Source organism: Kineococcus terrestris (assembly GCF_041020755.1).
GTDB lineage: Bacteria > Actinomycetota > Actinomycetes > Actinomycetales > Kineococcaceae > Kineococcus > Kineococcus terrestris.
Genome location: NZ_JBEUEI010000010.1, coordinates 58,331 through 77,541, shown reverse-complemented (window position 1 = coordinate 77,541; position 19,211 = coordinate 58,331). Strand labels below are relative to the sequence as shown.

The following is a 19,211-nucleotide window of genomic DNA, read 5'->3' as shown; positions in this document are numbered from 1 at the left end:
CCTCAGCGCGCGCGGCCGACCTGCCAGGCCTCCCACGCGGAGGACACGATGTCCGCCAGGCCCCGCGAGGCCGTCCAGCCCAGGTCCTCGCGGATGCGCGAGACGTCCGCCACCAGCGACGGCGGGTCGCCCGCGCGGCGCTCGCGCACGTCCGGGTCCACCGGCAGGCCCGTCACCTCGCGCACGGCGTCCAGGACCTGCAGCACCGAGGAGCCCGTGCCGGTGCCGACGTTGAAGACGTCGTGCGCCCGCTCGTCGGCGTCCAGGCCGTCCAGGGCGGCCAGGTGCGCGGAGGCCAGGTCGGCCACGTGCACGTAGTCGCGGACCGCGCTGCCGTCCGGGGTGGGGTAGTCGCCGCCGAAGACGACGGGGCGCCGGCCCTCGTCCAGCGCCCGGAAGACGATCGGCACGAGGTTGAGCACGGCGGTGTCGCCCAGGTCGGGCCAGCCGGCCCCGGCGACGTTGAAGTAGCGCAGGTTCGCCGCGCGCAGCCCCCACGCCACGCCCGCGGCGCGGGTCATCCACTCCCCGACGAGCTTGGTCTGCCCGTACGGGTTGATGGGCTCGCACGGGCCGTCCTCGCGCACCACGGGGGTGTCGGGGGCGCCGTAGGTGGCCGCGGAGGAGGAGAAGACGAGCCGGCCGACACCGGCGTCCTCCATGGCCTGCAGGAGGTTCGCGGTGCCGCCGACGTTCTGCGACCAGTAGCGGGCCGGCTGCTGCACCGACTCGCCCACCTGCTTGCGGGCGGCGAAGTGGACCACCGCGTCGACGTCGTGCTCGGCGAAGGCCGCGCGCAGCGCGTCGCGCGCGCCGTCGGTGGCGAGGTCGACCTGCACCACGGGGGCGTCGCCGACGCGGGCGACGCGGCCGTTGGACAGGTCGTCGGCCACCACGACCCGGTCACCGCGCTCGGTGAGCAGGCGCACGACGTGGGACCCGATGTAGCCGGCACCGCCGGTCACGAGGACGCTCATGGTCGCCCAGCGTAGTGAGAGCACCCCTCGCGGTGGGCGGGTCCGCACTAGGGTCGCCCGTGTGCACCGGCTCGAGAACCGCGTCCAGCCGTACGCGTGGGGTTCTCCCACCGCGATCCCGCACCTGCTGGGCCGCCCGGCCGACGGCGGCCCGCAGGCCGAGCTGTGGATCGGCGCCCACCCCGCCGCCCCCTCGGCCGTCGTCGCCGGTGACGGCCGTCGCACCGGGCTGGACGAGGTGCTCGACGCCGCGGGGGTGCCGCGCCCGCCGCTGCTGAAGGTCCTCGCCGCGGCCGCGCCGCTGTCCCTGCAGGTGCACCCGGACCGGGCCACGGCCCGCCGCCGGTACGCCGAGGAGGAGGCCGCGGGCGTGCCCCGCGACGCCGCCCACCGCCTGTACAAGGACGACGAGCACAAGCCGGAGCTGCTGTACGCGCTGGAGCCGTTCGCGGCGGTGGCCGGCTTCCGCGCCCCCGCCGCCGCCCGCGAGCTGCTGGCCGGCCTGCCGCTGGTGGGGCTGCCCGACGCCACGGACGCCCTGCTGGCCGCGCTGCTGGACGACCTCGCGGGCGACGACGAGGGCGGGGCGCTGCGCGCGGCGACCTCGCGGCTGCTGACCGCGGACGCGGACGTCGTGGGGCCGCTCGTGCAGGCCGTGGCCGTCGCGTGCGCCGGCTCCGACGACCCGTCGGCGCTGTGCGCCAACCACCTGGCCGGCCACCACCCCGGCGACCCCGGCGTGCTGGTCTCGCTGCTGCTGAACCAGGTGTGCCTGGCGCCCGGGGAGGCGCTGTACCTGCCGGCGGGCAACGTGCACGCCTACCTGTGGGGCACCGGCGTGGAGCTCATGGCCAGCTCCGACAACGTCCTGCGCGGCGGGCTGACGCCCAAGCACGTCGACGTGCCGGAGCTGCTGCGGGTCGTGGACTTCCGGGTCCTGCCGCCGCCGCTGCTGGCCCCGCGGGCCGTCTCCGCCGACGAGCTCGTCCTCGACCCGGGGGTGGGCGACTTCGCCCTCACCGTCCTCACCGCCCGCCCGGGCGCGGTCACCACGTGGGAGCGGGCGGTCCCGCGGACGCTGCTGTGCCTGGAGGGCGAGGTGGCGGTCACCGCCGCGGACGGCGGGGAGCTGGTGCTGGGGCGCGGGCAGTCCGTCTTCGTCCTGCCGGCCGAGCACCCCGTCACCGCGCGCGGGGAGGGCCTGCTCGTCGCGGCGACCCCCGGGGAGCCCGCCGCCTCCTGACCGGTCCCCGGCGGGTCAGGCCGGCGGCGGGTCCGGGCGCCCGGCCAGCAGGCGCGCCAGGACCGGGGCGGCCAGCAGCATCACCAGCAGCCGCAGCACCTGCACGCTGAGCACGAACGTCGCGTCCGCGCCCGACCCGACGGCCGCGGCCAGCACCGCGTACAGCCCGCCCGGCGTCGTGGCCAGGTAGGTGTCCAGCAGGGGCAGGCCCGTGGCCGCCGACAGCGCCACCGCCAGGCCGGCGCAGCCCGCCACCCCCACGGCGATGAGGGCGAGCGCCGCCGGCAGCACCCGCGCGACCGCGGCCAGGCCGGCGCGCGTGAACCCCGTCCCCACCTGCAGCCCGATCACCGCGTAGGCCAGCTGCTCCAGCAGCGCCGGCACGGCCAGGCCGTCGGTCAGCCCGGACAGCGACAGCACCGCCGTCACCAGCAGCGGCCCCAGCAGCGAGGGGGCGGGCAGCCGCGCCAGGCGGCCCAGCCGCAGCCCGGCCAGCGAGCACCCGGCCAGCAGCAGCGCACCCGCCCACCACGGCCCGCCGCCGGTCCCCGCCGTCGCGGAGCCGCCGCTCACCCCGAAGCCCAGCTGCAGCACCAGCGGCAGGGACAGCACCACGACGAGGACCCGCAGGTACTGCACGACCGCCACGACCCGCTGGTCCGCGCCCAGCTCGCGGGCCATCACCACCAGGCCGCTGGCGCCGCCGGCGACCAGCGCGAACGCGCCCGTGACGGCGTCCACGTCGCGGTGCCGGCCCAGCAGCCAGCCGGTGCCCAGGCTCAGGGCCAGGGTGGCGAGCACGACGAGGACGACGGGCAGCCAGTGCTCGCCCAGCGCCCGCAGCGTCGACAGCTGCACGAGCGTGCCGGTGGTCACCCCGACGGCGGCCTGCGCGGCGGTGCCGGCCCGCTCGGGCACGGCCAGCGGCGCGCGCACCGCCAGCGCGTCCACCAGGCCGACGAGCAGCCCGGCGAACAGCGCGGGGGAGGGCACGGCCAGCCGGCCCAGCGCGAGGGTGACGGCGAGGACGGCCACGGCCACCAGCAGGGCGTGCGCGAACCGGGCGGGCACCGGCCGGCGCGGCCCCCGAGGCCTCCGCGGCCCCCGAGGCCTCCGCGGCCCCCGAGGCCTCCGCGGCCCCTGCGGCCCCCGTGGCCCGCTCACCGGGTGCGCAGCACCCGCGTGACGCGCTCCTGCTCGGCGACGCCGTCGGCCACGGCGTCCACGTCGGGCACGAGGACGACGGACCCGGTCCGCGTGAACGCCGCCAGCACGGACCCGGCGGTGCGCTCCGGCCCGGCGTCGGTGAGCAGCCGCACCCCGGCCGGCCAGTCCCGCGCCGCCTCGGCCGCCTCCGCCAGCAGCACCTCGTGGGCCAGCTCGGGGCCGGGCACGTGCAGGTCGCCGTAGCCGGTGACGACGCGCGCGTAGTCCAGGGCGCCGTCGGGCAGGTCGCCGGAGAAGGAGGTCGCCAGGGGCGCCAGGTCGACGGCGACGGCCTCGCCGCCGCGCGCGAGGGCCGCCGCCAGCGCGCCGGCGTCCGCGGCGACCAGCACGTCGGCGCCGGCGGCCTCCTCGCCCAGCAGCACGTCGGCGCCCGTGGCCCACGCCGCCAGCTGCCACACCACGGTGCGCCAGTGCGTCGGCAGCGCCAGCCCGACGCTCGTGCCGGGCCCGGCGCTGAACTCCTCCTCCAGGAGGTTGGCGGTCTTGGCGACCCACGTGGACAGCACGCGCGCCGACAGCTCCACCCGCTCGCCCGTGCGGGCGGAGTCCGCGCCGTACCAGGTCAGGCGGGGGGTGCCGGGGTCGTCGGTGCTCAGCTGCTGCAGGAGGGCGGGGACGGTGCGGGCCACCGCGTCACGGTAGCCGCCACTCCGGCGGCGGCCCTCGACCGCCCGCTGCCCCGGGCGCGCAGCCGCGTCGGGGGCACCCGCTAGCGTCCCGGCGTGCTCCCCAGCTGGCCGGCGGTGCTGCTCACCCGCGTCCCCGTCGTGCTCGCCGCGGCGGTCGCCGCCGTCACCGCCGTCGCCGTCCCGCTGGTCCTGGTGGACCTGTGGCGGCCCCTGGTCGCCGTCCCGGTGGCGCTCGTCGCGGCCGTCCTGGCCGGGCGGCTGGCGGCGGGCGTCCCCGTCGTCCCGGCGCCCGCGTGGTCGGGCGCGGCGACGGCCGCGCTGGCGGTGGCGGCGGGCCTGTGGGCGGCGCTGACCCGCTCCGAGCACGTCGTCCTGCGCCGCGACGCCGGGTCCCTGGCCCTGTACGCGCACCACCTCGCGCAGCACCACGGCCTGCCGGTGGACCCGTCGCTGGCCGCCCTCGGCGGGGCGGACGCGCTGGCCGACCCGTCCCTCACGCTCGCCAGCCCGGCGTACTACGAGGTCGGCGAGGTCGTCGTCCCGCAGTTCCTGCTGGGCGCGCCGGCCCTGTTCAGCCTCGGCGGGTGGGCCGCCGGGTGGGACGGGCTGCTGCTGGTGCCCGCGCTGCTGGGGGCCGCCGCCGTGCTGGGGGTGGCCGGGCTGGCCGCGCGGCTGGTCGGGCCGGCGTGGGCGCCCCTCGCGGCGGCCGCGCTGCTGCTGGCGCAGCCGTTCCTGCTGGCCACCCGCTCCACCTACTCCGAGCCGCCCGCCCTGCTGGTCCTCACCGGCGCCGCGTCGCTGGCGGTGGCGGCCGTGCGCGCCGACGGGCCGGCGGCCGCCCGCCTGGGCGGCGGGGCCGGCCTGCTGCTGGGGGCCGTCGGGTTCGTGCGGGTGGACTACCTGCGCGAGGTCGCGCTGCTGCTGCCCGTGGTGGCCGTGCTGCTGGTGCTGCGCCACCCGGCCGCCCGGGCCCTGCTGGCCGGCACCGCCCTGACGACCCTCCTGGCCGCGGCGGCCGCCGGGCTCACCTCCCGGCCGTACCTGGGCACGATCAGCGGGTCGCTGCTGCCGCTGCTGGCGGCGCTCGTGGGCCTGGCGGTGCTCTCGGCCGCCGGGGCGCGCGCCGCGCGCCGCGGGTGGCTGGCGCGGGTGCGGCCCCTGACGTCCCCGCGGCTGGGTCCCGTCCTGGCGGGCGTCCTGGCGCTGGTGCTCGTGGGCCTGGCCACCCGGCCGCTGTGGCTGGTGGTGCGCCAAGACCCCGCCGACCCGGGCAGCCGGCTCGTGGCCGGGTTGCAGCTGGCGCAGGGCCTGCCCGTGGACGGCGGGCGCACCTACGCCGAGCACAGCGTCGACTGGCTGTCCTGGTACCTGGGCTGGCCCGTCCTGGTGCTGGCCGGGGCGGCGGCCGTGGCGCTGCTGCCGCGGCTGGTGGCCGCCGTGCAGGGCCGGGCGCCGCTGCCGGGGTGGACGGTGCCGTACGTGCTGGCCGTCGGCTCGCTGCTGCTGACGCTGTACCGGCCGGGCATCACCCCCGACCACCCGTGGGCCGACCGGCGGTTCGTGCCCGTCGTGCTGCCGGCCGTCGTGCTGCTGGCGGTGGCCGCCCTGGCGTGGGCGGTGCGCGAGGTGCCCCGCCGCAGCCGGGTCCTGCCGGTCACCGTCCCGGCGCCCGCCGTGGCGGGGGTGGGGGCGGTCCTGCTGCTCGTGCCGGCGGCGCTGGCGACCGCGCCCGTGGCCGGCCAGCGCACCGAGGCCGGGCAGGTCGCCGCGGTCGCCGAGGCGTGCGCCGCCCTGCGCGACACCTACGGCGAGGACGCGGTCGCGCTCGCCGTCGACGCCCGCTCGCGCAACGAGTGGCCGCAGGTGCTGCGCGGCACGTGCGGGGTGCCCTCGGCCGCGCTCGTCGTGCCGACGGCCGTGGGCCGGCCGGGGGAGCCGGCGCACGAGGAGGCGCTGACCGCCGCCGTCGAGCGCGCCGCCGGGCGGGTGCGCGCGGCGGGCGGGGTGCCCGTGCTCGTCGCCGCCGGCGGGGAGCGGGCCCCGCGCGAGGCGCTGGCCGCGCTGGGCGCGCAGGACGCGCAGCCGCTGACGTACCTGCGCACCACCGAGCCGGAGCGGCTGCTGACCCGCCGCCCCGAGGGCGCCCAGCGCATCACCGTCGAGCTGTGGGCCGCCCCCGCGCCGGACGCGGCACCGGCCTGACGGCTCGCCGCCTCAGCGCAGCCGGGTGCGCGAGCAGCGCGTGATGTACGGGACGACCAGGTTCCCGGCGGTGGCCAGCCGGGCCTCGGCCAGCCCGCGCACGTCGTCCAGGACGGCCTGGCGCTCGTCCGGCGGCAGGGTGATCACCCAGCTGCGCGAGGACGTGTAGTCGAGCAGCTCGGCCACCGTGACCTCCTGCGACCACGGCACGTCGAAGCGCTCCACGGGGCCGAAGGGGCCGCCGACGACGGGCGCGAGGCTGCGCAGCTGCTCCTCCCCGGCGCGCGGCAGGGTGCGGTCCAGCTCGGCGACCCAGTCGACGCTGGCGTCGCGCACGTTCCACAGCAGCCCCAGCGTCCCGCCCGGGCGCAGCACGCGGCCCACCTCGGGGGCGGCGACGGCCGGGTCCACCCAGTGCCACGCCTGCGCGACCAGCACGGCGTCGACGCTGGCGTCCGGCAGCGGCACGTCCTCGGCGGTGCCGTCCAGCACCGGGACGTCCGGCAGGACGCGGCCGAACTCCCGCCGCATGCCCTCCGTCGGCTCGACCGCCACGACGTCCAGACCGCGCGCGGCCAGCAGCCGCGTCAGCTTGCCCGTGCCCGCGCCCAGGTCCAGGACGCGGCGCGCCCCGGCCGGCAGCAGCCAGTCCAGCGCCGCCGCGGGGTAGCTGGGGCGCGCCCGCTCGTAGACGTCGGCGGCGAGCCCGAACGAGCGGGCCTGCGCGGTGCTGCCGGCGGCGGTCGCCGGGGGAGTGCGGTCTGACACACCGACAGAGTGCCCGGACCCGGGCCGCTGACACGCACCGGGTCGGCGTCGGCTCGGCGACGGCGGGACAGCGCGGGAGCCGGGCTAAGCTCCCTGCGCCATGCCTCCCGAGCCTCCCGTGCCCTCCCCGCACCGCGCCGCCGAGGCCGACCCGGCCGGCCCCGCGCCCGTCGCCACCATCGTGCTGCCCTGCTACAACGAGGAGGCGCACGTCCTCGACGAGATCGAGCGCATCACGTCGGCGATGGACGCCGACGGGATGAGCTACGAGCTGCTCGCGGTCGACGACGCCTCCACCGACGACACCCTGGCGGTGCTGCGCCGGGCCGAGCAGGTCTTCGAGCACCTGAAGGTCGTCGCCTTCCGCCGCAACGGCGGCTCGGGCACCGTGCGCCGCATCGGCACGCAGATGGCCCGCGGCGAGATCGTCGTGTGGACCGACGCGGACATGTCCTACGAGAACGAGCGCATCCCCGAGCTGGTGCGGGTGCTGCTGGAGGACGACTCCTACGACCAGGTCGTGGGCGCGCGCACCACCGAGGAGGGCAGCCACAAGGCGCTGCGGGTGCCGGCGAAGTTCGTCATCCGCAAGGTCGCCGAGGTCCTGGCCCGCCAGCGCATCCCGGACCTGAACTCGGGCCTGCGGGCGTTCCGCAAGTCGGTGTCCCTGCCGTACCTGCGGCTGCTGCCGCCCGGGTTCAGCTGCGTCACGACGATCACGCTGGCGTTCCTGTGCAACCAGCACGACATCAAGTACGTGCCGACGGCGTACGCGAAGCGGGCGGGGACGTCGAAGTTCCACTTCGTCAAGGACGCCTACCGCTACATCCTGCAGGTGCTGCGGATGGTCATGTACTTCGAGCCGCTGCGCGTGCTCATGCCGCTGGCGCTGTTCCTGTTCGGCCTGGGCTTCGTCAAGGCCGTCACCGACATGTTCCGGCACACCTTCTACTTCCCGGCGAACACGGTGCTGCTGCTGGTCTCCGGGCTGCTCATCGGCTCGGTGGCGCTGCTGGCCGACCTGGTCGTGCGCTCGCGGGACGACGGGTGAGCGCCCGCAAGGTCGTCGTGGTGGGCCCGGCCCACCCGGCCAAGGGCGGCACGGCCGTGCACACCACCCAGCTGGCCCACCACCTGCGCGACGCGGGGCAGCGGGTGCGGCTGGTGTCCTGGTCGCGGCAGTACCCGGCGGCGCTGTACCCGGGGGAGCCGCTCGTGCCCGGCGGGGAGCCGGAGGTCCCGGAGTTCGTCCCGACGGTGCGGGCGCTGGCGTGGGACGCGCCCGCGGGCTGGGTGCGCGCCGGCCGCCGCTGCGCCGACGCCGACCTGGTGGTCCTGACCCACGTGGTGCCGCTGCAGGTGCCGGCGCTGCTGGGCGTGCTGGCCGGGCTGCGCTCGGCCCGCTCGGCGGCGCGCACCGTCGTCGTCGCCCACAACGTGCTGCCGCACGAGCCGCGGCCGGGGGACGGGCCGCTGGTGCGCCGGCTGCTGGCCTCCGTGGACGGCGTGCTCGTGCACTCGGAGGAGCAGGCGCGGCTGGCCCGCGACCACGGCGCCCGGCACGTCGTGGTGGCCGACCTGCCCCCGCACCTGCCGGGCGGGGCGCCGCTGGCCGGCCCGGCCGGTTCGCGCGTGCCGCGCGACGGCGGGGTGCGGCTGCTGAGCCTGGGCGTGGTGCGCGGGTACAAGGGCGTCGACGTCCTGCTGGAGGCGCTGCGCCGCGTGCACCTGGAGGGCTTCGACGCCCGCCTGACGGTGGCCGGGGAGCTGTGGGGCCGGGCCGGGGAGCGGGTGCGCGAGCTGGCCGCGGCCCCGGGCCTGCGCGGGCGCGTGACGCTGCGCGAGGGGTACGTGCCGGCCGCGGAGCTGCCGCGGCTGCTGGCCGAGCACGACGCGCTGGTGCTGCCGTACCGCTCGGGCACCGCCTCGCAGAACGCCCTGCTGGCCTTCGCCCACGGCCTGCCCGTGATCGCCTCCCGCACCGGCTCCTTCCCCGCGCAGGTGCGCGACGGCGTGGACGGCCTGCTCGTCGAGCCGGGTGACGTCGACGCGCTGGCGGCGGCGCTGCTGCGGCTGCGCGACGGCGGCCTGCAGGTGCTGCGCGACGGCGTGCGCGCGCCGGACCTCGAGGTCCCGTGGGACGCCTACCTGGCCGCGCTGGACGCCGCCGCCGAGCCCGGCGCGGTCGCCGCCCCGCCCGGGGGCCGGCTGCTGGAGGTCGCCAAGCGCGGCGCCGAGCTGGCCCTGTGGGCGCGGGTGGGCGTGCAGCGCCGCGCCGGCGAGCGCCTGGCCGAGCGCCGGCTGGGGCTGGCGCCGGCGCACCGGCCGGTGCCCAGCGGGGTGCCGCGCACGGGCGTCCTGCAGGACCGCGCGGAGGTCGCCGACGCGGTCGCCCAGGCGCGCCGGCTGCGGCTGCCGGCCCACCCGGACGCCCCGAAGAACTGGGACGCCCTCGGCGCGGTGGCCGCCGTCCTGACCCTGGCCGACGACGGCTCGCGCTCCGCGCGGGTCCTGGACGCCGGCAGCGCCCGCTACTCGCCGGTCCTGCCGTGGCTGCGGCTGTACGGGTTCGGGCGGGAGCGCGGCGCGCTGGCCGGCATCAACCTGGAGTTCGGCGCCACCGTGCACCGCGACGGGGTGGAGTTCCGGCACGGCGACGTCACCGACACCGGTCTGCCCGCCGGGTCGCTGGACGCCGTCACGTGCATGTCGGTCGTCGAGCACGGGGTGCCCGTGCCCGCGTTCCTGGCCGAGGCGGCGCGCGTGCTGCGCCCGGGCGGCGTGCTGGTGCTGTCCACCGACTACGACGCCGACCCGCCGGACACCACGGGCGTGACCGCCTACGGCGCCCCCGTGCGGATCTTCTCCCCGGACGACGTGCGCGGCTTCGTGCGCGCCGCGGACGCGGTGGGCCTGGAGCTGGTGGGCGAGCTGACCGACGAGGTGCTGGCGCACCCGGAGCGGCCCGTGCACTGGGCCCGCACCGGCCTGGACTACACGTTCGTCCTGCTGACGTTCCGCCGGCGGTGAGCCCCGCGGCTGCCCGGCTGGGCCGCGCGGTGCGCTCGCCGTGGGTGCGCGGCGCCTTCCTCGTCGTGGCCGTCGCGCTGGCCGTGGCCTACGTGTGGCGCGAGCGGGAGGGCATCGGCGCGGCGTGGTCGCGGCTGGACGCGGCGACGGTCCTGCTGGCGCTGGTGTGCTCGCTGGCCAACGTCGCGCTGGCCGGGGCCTCCTGGCGGGCGGTGCTGGCGGACCTGGGCTCGCGGCTGCCGCGGGCGGCCGCCGCGCGGGTGTTCTTCGTGGGCCAGCTGGGCCGCTACGTGCCCGGCACGGTGTTCCAGTTCGTCGCCCAGGCCGAGCTGGCCCGCGACCTGGGCGTGCCGCGCCGGCGCACGGCCTCCGCGCTCGTCGTGGCGCTCGGCGTGTCGATGACCACGGCCGCCCTGCTGGTGGTGGCGCTGCTGCCGGCGGCGCTGGCCGCCCTCGGGCCGGGCGCGCAGGGCGGCTGGACGGCGTGGCTGGCGCGGCTGCCGTGGCTGACGCCGCTGCTGCTGGTGCTGCTGTCCCCGCCGGTGCTGAACCCGCTGCTGCGGCTGCTGCTGCGCGCGGCGCGCCAGCCGCCGCTGGAGCACCCGCTGACGTGGCGGGGGCTGGGCGCTTCCGCCGGGTGGGCGCTGGCCTCGTGGGTGGCGGTCGGCGCGCAGGTGCTCGTGCTGACCCGCGCGGTCGGCGGGGCGGACCTGCCGCTGCCGGTGCTGACGGCGCTGTGCCTGGGCGGGTACACGCTGGCGTGGGCCACGGGGTTCCTCGTCGTCCTGGCCCCGGCGGGCGCGGGCGCGCGCGAGGTCGTGCTGGCCGCGGTGCTGGCCGCCGCCACGGGCGGTGCGGCCGCGGCCGTCGTGGTGCTCGGCTCGCGGGTGCTGCTGACGCTGGCGGACCTGCTGCTGGCGGGGGCCGCCCTGCTCCTGGGCCGCCGGGGCGCGTCCGCGCGCTGACGCGGGCGCGTTGCGATCCGGTCACGAACCGCCGCCGCGCCCGGTCCTGGTTGGAACCTCGGCGCGCGACTCGGCAGGGTGTGCCGACGGTCCTCGATCACGCAGCCCGCACCCGAGCCGTCTGGAGCCCCCATGCGCCGCCGCACCGTCCTCACCGGCCTGGCCGCCGCCTCGAGCGTCCCCCTCGTCGCCGCCTGCTCCGGCGGGGGTGAGCCCGTGGACACCGGCGAGGGGCAGGGCGGCGGTGCCGCCGGCGGGGGCGCCGGCGCGCTCGTCGTCGCCATCAGCGCCCAGCCGGACCAGCTGGACCCGCACCGCACCACGGCCTACGCCAGCTTCCAGGTGCTGGAGAACGTCTACGACACCCTCGTCGTGCCGGCCGCCGACGACCTGACGATGGAGCCGTCGCTGGCGGAGAGCTGGGAGACCAGCGAGGACCAGCTGACGTGGACGTTCACGCTGCGCGAGGGCGTGACGTTCCACAGCGGCAAGGAGCTGACCGCCGAGGACGTCGTCTTCTCCTACCGCCGGATCATCGACCAGGAGCTGGCGAACTCGTACCGCTTCGCCACCGTCGCCGACGTGGCCGCGCCCGACGAGCGCACCGTCGTCGTCACCCTGTCCAGCCCCACCCCGAACCTGCTCAGCCAGGTCGGCGGGTTCAAGGGCATGGCGGTCCTGCCCTCCGGCGTGGACGAGTCGACCCTGACGACGCAGGCCGACGGCACCGGCCCGTTCCGCCTCGACGGGTTCTCCGCCAGCGAGGTGACGCTGAGCGCCTTCGACGGCTACTGGGGCGAGGCGCCGACCGTCACGGGCGTGACGTACCAGTTCATCACCGAGCCGGCCGCGGCCCTGACCGCGCTGCAGAGCGACCAGGTGCAGTGGACGGACAACGTGCCGCCGCAGCAGGTGGCGAGCCTCGCCGACGACGACACCGTCGAGCTGGGCAACGTGCCCAGCGTCGACTACTGGTACCTGGCGATGAACTGCCGCACCGCGCCGTTCGACGACCCGGCCGTGCGCCGCGCGGTGGCCACCGCGATCGACCGCGCGGCCATCACCGAGGCGGCGAAGTTCGACGCGGCCGCGCCCAACCAGACGGCGATCCCCGAGGACAGCTTCTGGTACCTGGACTACGCCCCCTACGAGGCGGACGTCGACGCCGCCCGCGCCCTGCTGGAGGGCGCCGGGGTCAGCGGGCCGGTGACGATGGGCCTCATGGTGACCTCCGAGTACCCCGAGACGGTCACCGCGGCGCAGGTCATCGCCAACCAGCTGGAGCCGCTGGGCATCACCGTGGAGATCCAGACGGAGGACTTCGCGACCTGGCTGGACCGGCAGAGCCAGGGCGACTTCGACGCGTTCATGCTGGGCTGGCTGGGCAACATCGACCCGTTCGACTTCTACGACAGTCAGCACCGCACGGACGCCTCGAACAACTACCACGGCTACTCCAACCCGGTCACCGACGACCTGCTGGAGCGCGCGGCCACCGAGAGCGACCAGGACGCCCGCAAGGACCTGTACGACCAGGCCGCGCGGCAGATCGTCGACGACGCCTCCTACGTCTACCTGTACAACCCGAACACGGTGCAGGCGTGGAAGCCCGGGATCACCGGGTACGAGGCGCGCGCCGACAAGGCGGTGAACTTCGAGACCGTCCAGCTGCCCTCGTGACGGGGATCGCGCTGCGGCGCGTGCTGCAGGCGGTGGTCGTCCTGCTCGGGGTGAGCGTGGTCGTGTTCGCCCTCGTGCACCTCGTGCCGGGCGACCCGGTCCGGCTGGCGCTGGGCACGCGCTTCGACCAGGCGACCTACGAGGCGCTGCGCGAGCGCGCGGGCCTGGACCAGCCGCTGCTCGTGCAGTACGCGCAGTGGGTCTCCTCGGCGGTCACCGGTGACCTGGGCGTCAGCTTCCGCTCGGGGGAGCCGGTGACGCTGCTCATCCTGGAGCGGCTGCCCGCGACGCTGTCGCTGGCGTTCGCCTCGATCCTCGTGGCGCTGCTCATCGCGGTGCCGCTGGGCACGGCCTCGGCGCTGCGGCCGCGCTCGCTGGTGGACGGGGTGTCCACGGTGTTCAGCCAGATCGGCATCTCGGTGCCGGAGTTCTGGATGGGCATCATGCTGATCCTCGTCTTCGCCGGGGCGCTGGGCTGGTTCCCGCCCGCCGGGTACGTGGCGTTCGGCGACGACCCGCTGGGCTGGGCGCGCTCGCTGGTGCTGCCGGCGGTCACCACGGGCCTCGTCTCGGGCAGCGTGCTGACGCGGTTCACCCGCTCGTCGGTGCTGGAGGCGCTGGGCGCCGAGCACGTGCGCACCGCGCGCGCCAAGGGCCTGCCCGCGCGGGCGGTGTTCCGCTGGCACGTGCTGCGCAACGCGCTGCTGCCGCTGGTCACCGTGACGGGTGTGCAGATGGCGTACCTGCTGTCCGGGGTGGTCGTCGTGGAGATCGTCTTCGCCTGGCCGGGGCTGGGGCAGCTGGCGCTGCAGTCGGTCCAGGCGCGCGACTACCCGGTGCTGCAGGGCGCCGTGCTGCTGTTCGCCCTCGTCTTCCTCGTCGTGAACCTGGTGGTCGACCTGCTGTACACGAAGCTCGACCCGAGGATCTCCGCGTGAGCGCCGCGACGGGTCCTGCGGCGGACCGCGCGACGGGCGCGGCCGCGCCGGTGGCGGTGCGCCCGGCGCGCAGCGGCGCGCTGGTGGCGCTGAAGCTGCTGCTGACCTCGCCGCAGTCCCTGTTCGCGCTCGTGGTGCTCCTCGGTGTCGTCGTCGTGGCGGTCTTCGACGAGCAGATCGCGCCCACGGGGTTCAACGAGGTGGACGTCGAGCAGCGGCTGCAGCCGCCCGGGCCGGGGCACTGGTTCGGCACCGACGACCTGGGCCGCGACGTGCTCTCGCGCGTCGTGCTGGGCGCGAAGGTGTCCCTGCAGGTGGGCGCCGTGGCGGTCGGGTTCTCGCTGGTGTGCGGGACGGTGGTGGGCCTGCTGGCCGGGTTCTACGGCCGCTGGGTCGACACGGTCCTCATGCGCTGCATGGACGTGCTGTTCGCCTTCCCGGCGTTCCTGCTGGCCATCGCGGTCATCGCCGTGCTGGGGCCGGGCATCACCAACGCGATGATCGCCATCGGCGTCACGTACACCCCGGTGTTCGCGCGGGTGACGCGCTCGGCGGTGCTGGGGGTGCGCGAGCAGGTGTACGTGCGGGCCTCGCGCTCGGTGGGGGTGAGCGACCTGCGGCTGCTGGCCCGGCACGTGCTGCCCAACGCCGCTCCGCCGATCATCGTGCAGACGACCGTGAGCCTGGCGTTCGCCGTGCTGGCCGAGGCCGCCCTGTCGTTCGTGGGGCTGGGCACCCAGCCGCCGGACCCGTCGTGGGGCCGGATGCTCGCCGAGGGCCGCGGCTACATCGAGCTGGCGTGGTGGATCGCGGTGTTCCCGGGCCTGGCGATCGTGCTGCTGGTGCTGGCGTTCAACCTCGTCGGCGACGGGCTGCGCGACGTGCTGGACCCGCAGCAGCGCAGCGCCCTGGAGGCCGCGCGGGCCCGGCCGGGCCGGCGTCGGCGGGGGGTCCGCCCGTGAGCGGGGACGCGCTGGCGGACGTGGTGCTGGACGTGCGGGACCTGCGGGTGCGCATCGACACCCCGCGCGGGACGGCGCACGTCGTCAACGGCCTGGACTACGCGGTCCGCGCGGGCGAGACCGTCGCCGTCGTCGGCGAGTCCGGCAGCGGCAAGAGCGTGTCCGTCATGGCGCTGCTGGGGCTGCTGCCGCGCACCGCGACCGTCACCGGTACGGCCGCGTTCGAGGGCCGCGACCTGCTGGCGATGAGCGAGGCGCAGCTGCGCGGGGTCCGCGGCAACGGCGTCGGGATGGTGTTCCAGGACCCGATGACGTCGCTGAACCCCGTCCTGACGATCGGGCGGCAGCTCACCGAGGGGCTGCTCGCGCACCGGAAGGTGGGCTCCAAGAGGGCGGCGCGCGAGCGGGCCGCGCAGCTGCTGGCCGACGTCGGCCTGCCCGACCCGCGCGGCGCGCTGGAGCGCTACCCGCACGAGCTGTCCGGCGGGATGCGCCAGCGCGTCGTCATCGCCATCGCCCTGTCCGGCGACCCGCGGCTGCTCATCGCCGACGAGGCCACCACCGCGCTCGACGTCACCGTGCAGGCGCAGATCCTCGACCTGGTGCGGCGGCTGCAGGACGAGCACGGCACCGGCGTCGTGTGGATCACGCACGACCTCGGGGTGGTCGCGGGCACCGCCGACCGCGTGCTGGTCATGTACGGCGGGCGGTGCGTGGAGGACGGCGGCGTCGACGACGTGTTCGCCCGCCCCGCCCACCCGTACACGCAGGGCCTGCTCGGGGCCCTGCCCGCGCTGGACGGCAGCACGCCCGGGGAGGACCTCGTCGCCATCCCCGGCACGCCGCCGCCGCCGACCGACCTGCCGCCCGGGTGCGTGTTCTTCCCGCGCTGCCCCGTGCGCGGCGACGAGCGGTGCGCCACCGAGCAGCCGCCGCTGCTGCAGGTGGCCTCCGGGCCGCCGGGCGCGGTGCCGCACCGGGCGGCGACGTTCTGCCGCGCCGACGTCCGCGACGCGCTCGCGGACGGCGGCGCCGAGGACCCCGCGGGGCGACCCGCGGCAGGGGAGGGGGCCGCGTGACCGGGACGAGCGAGACGCTGCGAGGGGACGTCCTGGTCCGCGCCCGCGACCTGCGGGTGCACTTCCCCGTCCGGGGGACGGGCCTGCGCCGGAAGCGGGTCGGTGCCGTGCGCGCCGTCGACGGCGTCGACCTGGAGGTCCGGCGCGGGGAGACCCTCGGCCTGGTCGGGGAGTCCGGCTGCGGCAAGTCCACGCTCGGCAACGCGCTGCTGCGGCTGGTCGAGCCGACCGGCGGGACCGTCGAGTTCGACGGCACCGACGTGACGGCGCTCGGCAAGCGGGAGCTGCGGGCGCTGCGCCGGCGGGCGGTGATGGTGTTCCAGGACCCGTACGCCTCGCTGGACCCGCGCACCACCGTCGGGCAGACCGTCGCCGAACCGCTGCAGGTGCACGGGCTGCACCCCGGCCGCGAGGCGCGCGCCGCGCGCGTGGCCGAGCTGCTGGAGCTGGTGGGGATGGACCCGTCGGTGGCCTCGCGCTACCCGCACGAGTTCTCCGGCGGGCAGCGCCAGCGCGTCGGCATCGCCCGCGCGCTGGCCGGTGAACCGGACTTCGTCGTCTGCGACGAGGCCATCGCCAGCCTCGACGTCAGCGTGCAGGCGCAGGTCCTGAACCTCCTGCGCCGCCTGCAGCGGCAGCTCGGCCTGACGTACCTGTTCGTCTCGCACGACCTGTCCGCCGTGCGGCACGTCAGCGACCGCATCGCCGTCATGTACCTGGGGCGGGTCGTCGAGGTCGGCACGGCCGAGCAGGTGTCCACCGACCCGCAGCACCCGTACACGCGGGCGCTGCTGTCGGCGGTGCCCGTGCCCGACCCGGTGCGCGAGCGGCGCCGCGAGCGGATCGTCCTGGCCGGGGACGTGCCCTCGGCCTCGGCGGTGCCGTCCGGCTGCCGCTTCCGCACCCGCTGCCCGCAGGTGTTCGAGCCCTGCGCCGACGTCGACCCGGCCCTGCAGGAGGTCCGCGGCGGACAGTCCGCGGCGTGCCACCTGCACGGCGTCGTGGGCGTCGGGGACCGCGCCGGCGCGACCCGCTGACCGGCGCGGCCGCACCGCGGGGGAGGACCCCCGCGGTGCGGCCGGACGCCGGCCGGCGGGATCAGTGCGCCTGGTGCTGCTCGGGGTAGACGGCGTCGACCTCGATCTCCACGAGCCAGCCCGGCACCGGCAGGGTCGCGACCTCCAGCGCCGAGCGGGAGGGCACGGCGGCGTTCTCGCGCAGCGGCGGTGCGGGCTCGCCGGTGCCGAGGACGACGTCGACGGCCTCGCGGGTCTCCAGGTCCACGTTGGCGAACCACTGCCGGTACGCGCGGTTCCAGCCGGCGAAGTCCGCGACCTCGGCGCCGGGCTCGTTGTCGAGGAACACGCGCATGGTGATGACGTCGTCGACGTCGAGGCCGACCGACTCCAGGTTCTGCTGGATCGCGGCCAGGGCGTTCAGGCCCTGCGCCTCGGTGAGCGTGACGCCCTCGGGCAGCTCGCCGCCGAAGGCGTCCAGGTCGACGTACGCCTCGGGGGTGCCGGGCTCGGCGTCGGGGTTCGCCGCCGACGGCCCGGTGCCGGAGGACTTGTAGAGCGCCACGTCGGCGCCGATCCCGACACCGCGGGCGATGTTCGGGTTCGTCGCGCCGACCGGCAGGTTCACCGCGACGGTGCCGGGGGCGGGGGTGCTCCAGCGCTCGGCGGCGACGCCGGCGCCGGCGCCCGCGCCGAGCAGCAGGGCGGCGCCGGCCGCGACGGCCAGGGGACGGGAGGGCTTCTTCACGGGTGGGTCTCTCCTCGGGAGTTCTCGGGGTCCTCGGTCAGCTGCTCATGACGCGCTGGTGCAGCGCGGTGACGGTGGCGCGCGCCGACGTCATCGCCCCGTGCATCCAGGCGATGGCGTGCGAGAGGTGGTCGCCGGCGAAGTAGACGTTGCCCTGCGGGGCCAGCAGCGTGCGGTACGCCTGGCCCTCCTGGTCGGCCCAGCCGACCCAGCCGGCCTCGGAGAACCTCGTGACGCCCCAGGAGACGGAGAACGAGGAGGCGATGTCCTTCCCGTAGACGTCGCCGTGGATCTTCGCGCCGTTGACGACGGCCCGCTGGCGGCGCTGCGCGTGCGGCAGCGCGGCGTACGAGCGGGCCGCGTCGCCGTAGTTGTAGTAGCCGACGACGACACCGCGCTCGCCGTGGTAGCCGGAGGACGGGTACCAGATGCCGGCCAGGTCCAGGTCGGTGTTCGTGATGCCGCCGTAGATGCGGGCGTCCTCCTCCCACCAGCGGCGGGAGTACTCCAGGCCGATCTTGCCGGTGGGCGCGGGCACGGGGGTCTCCAGCGCCGCCTGCACGCCGGGGCCCAGGTTGTGCGGGACGCGCGCGGCCAGGTGCGGGGGCAGGGTGTTGACGACGAAGTCGGCGGTGGCGGTGCGAGGGACCCCGGCGGCGTCGGTGTAGTCGACCTCGCCGCCGGTGGGCGTGGTGCGCACGCCGGTGACCTCGCAGCCGTAGCGGACCTTCGAGGGCCCGACGGCCTTCTCCAGCGCGTAGGGGATGCGGTCCATCCCGCCGACGGGCTGGAACATCATCATCGCCTGCGACCAGCCGAGCTCGAAGGAGAAGTTCCGGCCGATCCCGCTGCGGACCACGTCCTCCAGGCTCGGGGCGGGGGAGACGGTGCCGGACTCCAGACCCGCGGCGGGGGCGACGTCGTAGCCGCGCCGGCCCGTGCCGCCGGTGTAGCGGTCGCCCTCGGACAGGTCGCCGAAGTTGCGCAGGAACACCAGGAGCGCCTCCTGGTCCTCCGCGGTCAGCTCCGCGTCCAGCGCACCGGCGTTCGTCGCCTTGGCCAGCAGTTCCGACACGTACCCGAAGGTGTCGGCCTTGGCGGCGCGGTGGGTGATCGAGCGGTTCGACAGGGCGGTGTCGCCGGTGTAGTGGACCAGCGCGTTCGCGTTCTGGTTGACGAAGGGTTCCAGCGGCACGCCGAGCTCGCGGCAGTAGTCCATCGTCACGTGGTGCTGGGGGATGCGCGCGGGCCCGGCGTTCATGTACTGGCCCTCGGCGAACCGCACGCGCTGCGTCTCGCCGTTCAGGTCCGTCTCGGTGTCGCCCCCGCGCACCGTCCAGTTGCGCCCGCCGGGGCGGCGGCGCCCCTCCAGCAGCGTGACGCGGTACCCGGCCTTGCCGAGCTCGTAGGCGGTGGTCAGGCCGGCGATGCCGGCGCCGAGGACGAGGACGGTGCGGGCCGAGCGGCCGGTGAGGCTGAAGTCGGACGGCTTGGGCGGGGTGAACGCGGCGGTGGGGGCGGCCACCGCGGCGGGGGCCAGGCCCAGCGCGCCCATCGCGCCGAACATGGCCCCGGCGCCACCGGTGGCGCCGACACCGCGGAGGAACGACCTGCGGGAAACGGACACGGATCTCCTCGTCGTCGCGCGCGGCAGCGCGCGGTCGTGGGGGGTGGGGCACCGTGGGTGACGGTGCGTGCCCGACCCTGTCGTCCGCGTGTTTCCTGAAGATCAACCGGGTGTCACGTC

Annotated in this window: 16 protein-coding genes; 10 read left to right on the top strand and 6 right to left on the bottom strand. The window is 76.8% G+C overall.

Annotation, left to right across the window (positions count from 1 at the left end):
• Positions 1-2: 2 nt before the first annotated feature.
• A complete protein-coding gene (galE, locus tag AB8M62_RS08205; RefSeq protein ID WP_369052018.1) occupies positions 3-977 on the bottom strand; it encodes a UDP-glucose 4-epimerase GalE in 975 nt (324 codons plus the stop codon).
• A gap of 61 nt (positions 978-1,038) precedes the next feature.
• Between galE and manA the strand changes: the two genes are divergently transcribed.
• A complete protein-coding gene (gene manA, locus AB8M62_RS08200; RefSeq protein WP_369069193.1) occupies positions 1,039-2,220 on the top strand; it encodes a mannose-6-phosphate isomerase, class I in 1,182 nt (393 codons plus the stop codon).
• A 15-nt stretch (positions 2,221-2,235) separates the two neighbouring features.
• Here the strand turns inward: manA and AB8M62_RS08195 are convergent, their stop codons facing one another.
• Positions 2,236-3,291 (bottom strand): AbrB family transcriptional regulator, encoded by a 1,056-nt coding sequence (locus AB8M62_RS08195; RefSeq protein ID WP_369069192.1) that lies wholly within the window; start codon positions 3,289-3,291, stop codon positions 2,236-2,238.
• Positions 3,292-3,380: 89 nt separating this feature from the next.
• Positions 3,381-4,076: a TIGR03089 family protein gene (locus tag AB8M62_RS08190; RefSeq protein WP_369069191.1), complete on the bottom strand. Its 696-nt coding sequence runs from the start codon at positions 4,074-4,076 to the stop codon at positions 3,381-3,383.
• A 93-nt stretch (positions 4,077-4,169) separates the two neighbouring features.
• Here AB8M62_RS08190 and AB8M62_RS08185 point away from each other — a divergent pair, with 93 nt between their 5' ends.
• A complete protein-coding gene (locus AB8M62_RS08185) occupies positions 4,170-6,278 on the top strand; it encodes a hypothetical protein (protein ID WP_369069190.1) in 2,109 nt (702 codons plus the stop codon).
• Positions 6,279-6,290: 12 nt separating this feature from the next.
• Here the strand turns inward: AB8M62_RS08185 and AB8M62_RS08180 are convergent, their stop codons facing one another.
• A complete protein-coding gene (locus tag AB8M62_RS08180; RefSeq protein WP_369069189.1) occupies positions 6,291-7,046 on the bottom strand; it encodes a class I SAM-dependent methyltransferase in 756 nt (251 codons plus the stop codon).
• 100 nt (positions 7,047-7,146) lie between these two features.
• Here AB8M62_RS08180 and AB8M62_RS08175 point away from each other — a divergent pair, with 100 nt between their 5' ends.
• The 8 genes from AB8M62_RS08175 (at position 7,147) to AB8M62_RS08140 (ending at position 16,737) form a co-directional block, all read left to right on the top strand.
• A complete protein-coding gene (locus AB8M62_RS08175) occupies positions 7,147-8,097 on the top strand; it encodes a glycosyltransferase family 2 protein (protein WP_369069188.1) in 951 nt (316 codons plus the stop codon).
• The gene (locus AB8M62_RS08170) at positions 8,094-10,076 is read left to right on the top strand and encodes a glycosyltransferase (RefSeq protein ID WP_369069187.1); all 1,983 of its coding nucleotides are present in this window, start codon (positions 8,094-8,096) and stop codon (positions 10,074-10,076) included. Before AB8M62_RS08175 ends, AB8M62_RS08170 begins: the two co-directional genes overlap by 4 nt.
• Positions 10,073-11,041, top strand: a complete 969-nt coding sequence (locus AB8M62_RS08165; RefSeq protein WP_369069186.1) for a lysylphosphatidylglycerol synthase domain-containing protein — start codon at positions 10,073-10,075, stop codon at positions 11,039-11,041. Before AB8M62_RS08170 ends, AB8M62_RS08165 begins: the two co-directional genes overlap by 4 nt.
• Before the next feature lie 132 nt (positions 11,042-11,173).
• Positions 11,174-12,721: an ABC transporter substrate-binding protein gene (locus tag AB8M62_RS08160; protein ID WP_369052026.1), complete on the top strand. Its 1,548-nt coding sequence runs from the start codon at positions 11,174-11,176 to the stop codon at positions 12,719-12,721.
• Positions 12,718-13,659 carry an ABC transporter permease gene (locus AB8M62_RS08155; protein WP_369052027.1) on the top strand — a complete coding sequence of 314 codons (942 nt, stop codon included), beginning with the start codon at positions 12,718-12,720 and terminating at the stop codon, positions 13,657-13,659. Before AB8M62_RS08160 ends, AB8M62_RS08155 begins: the two co-directional genes overlap by 4 nt.
• A gap of 80 nt (positions 13,660-13,739) precedes the next feature.
• A complete protein-coding gene (locus AB8M62_RS08150) occupies positions 13,740-14,621 on the top strand; it encodes an ABC transporter permease (RefSeq protein ID WP_369052093.1) in 882 nt (293 codons plus the stop codon).
• Positions 14,618-15,700, top strand: coding sequence for an ABC transporter ATP-binding protein (locus AB8M62_RS08145; protein WP_369052028.1), 1,083 nt, complete (start codon positions 14,618-14,620; stop codon positions 15,698-15,700). The genes AB8M62_RS08150 and AB8M62_RS08145 overlap by 4 nt, the downstream gene beginning before the upstream one ends.
• Positions 15,697-16,737 (top strand): ABC transporter ATP-binding protein, encoded by a 1,041-nt coding sequence (locus AB8M62_RS08140; protein WP_373694887.1) that lies wholly within the window; start codon positions 15,697-15,699, stop codon positions 16,735-16,737. Before AB8M62_RS08145 ends, AB8M62_RS08140 begins: the two co-directional genes overlap by 4 nt.
• Before the next feature lie 61 nt (positions 16,738-16,798).
• On the opposite strand, the gene AB8M62_RS08135 is transcribed toward AB8M62_RS08140, so the two are convergent.
• Positions 16,799-17,464, bottom strand: coding sequence for a Rid family hydrolase (locus tag AB8M62_RS08135; RefSeq protein ID WP_369052029.1), 666 nt, complete (start codon positions 17,462-17,464; stop codon positions 16,799-16,801).
• A 37-nt stretch (positions 17,465-17,501) separates the two neighbouring features.
• Entirely contained in the window at positions 17,502-19,091 is a 1,590-nt protein-coding gene (locus AB8M62_RS08130) for a flavin monoamine oxidase family protein (protein ID WP_369052030.1), read from the bottom strand.
• Positions 19,092-19,211 lie beyond the last annotated feature (120 nt).

Bases quoted from the DNA above. Each gene is read 5' to 3' on its own strand.
- galE (WP_369052018.1), bottom strand. From the start codon at position 977: ATGAGCGTCCTCGTGACCGGCGGTGCCGGCTACATCGGGTCCCACGTC.
- AB8M62_RS08160 (WP_369052026.1), top strand. From the start codon at position 11,174: ATGCGCCGCCGCACCGTCCTCACCGGCCTGGCCGCCGCCTCGAGCGTC.
- AB8M62_RS08175 (WP_369069188.1), top strand. From the start codon at position 7,147: ATGCCTCCCGAGCCTCCCGTGCCCTCCCCGCACCGCGCCGCCGAGGCC.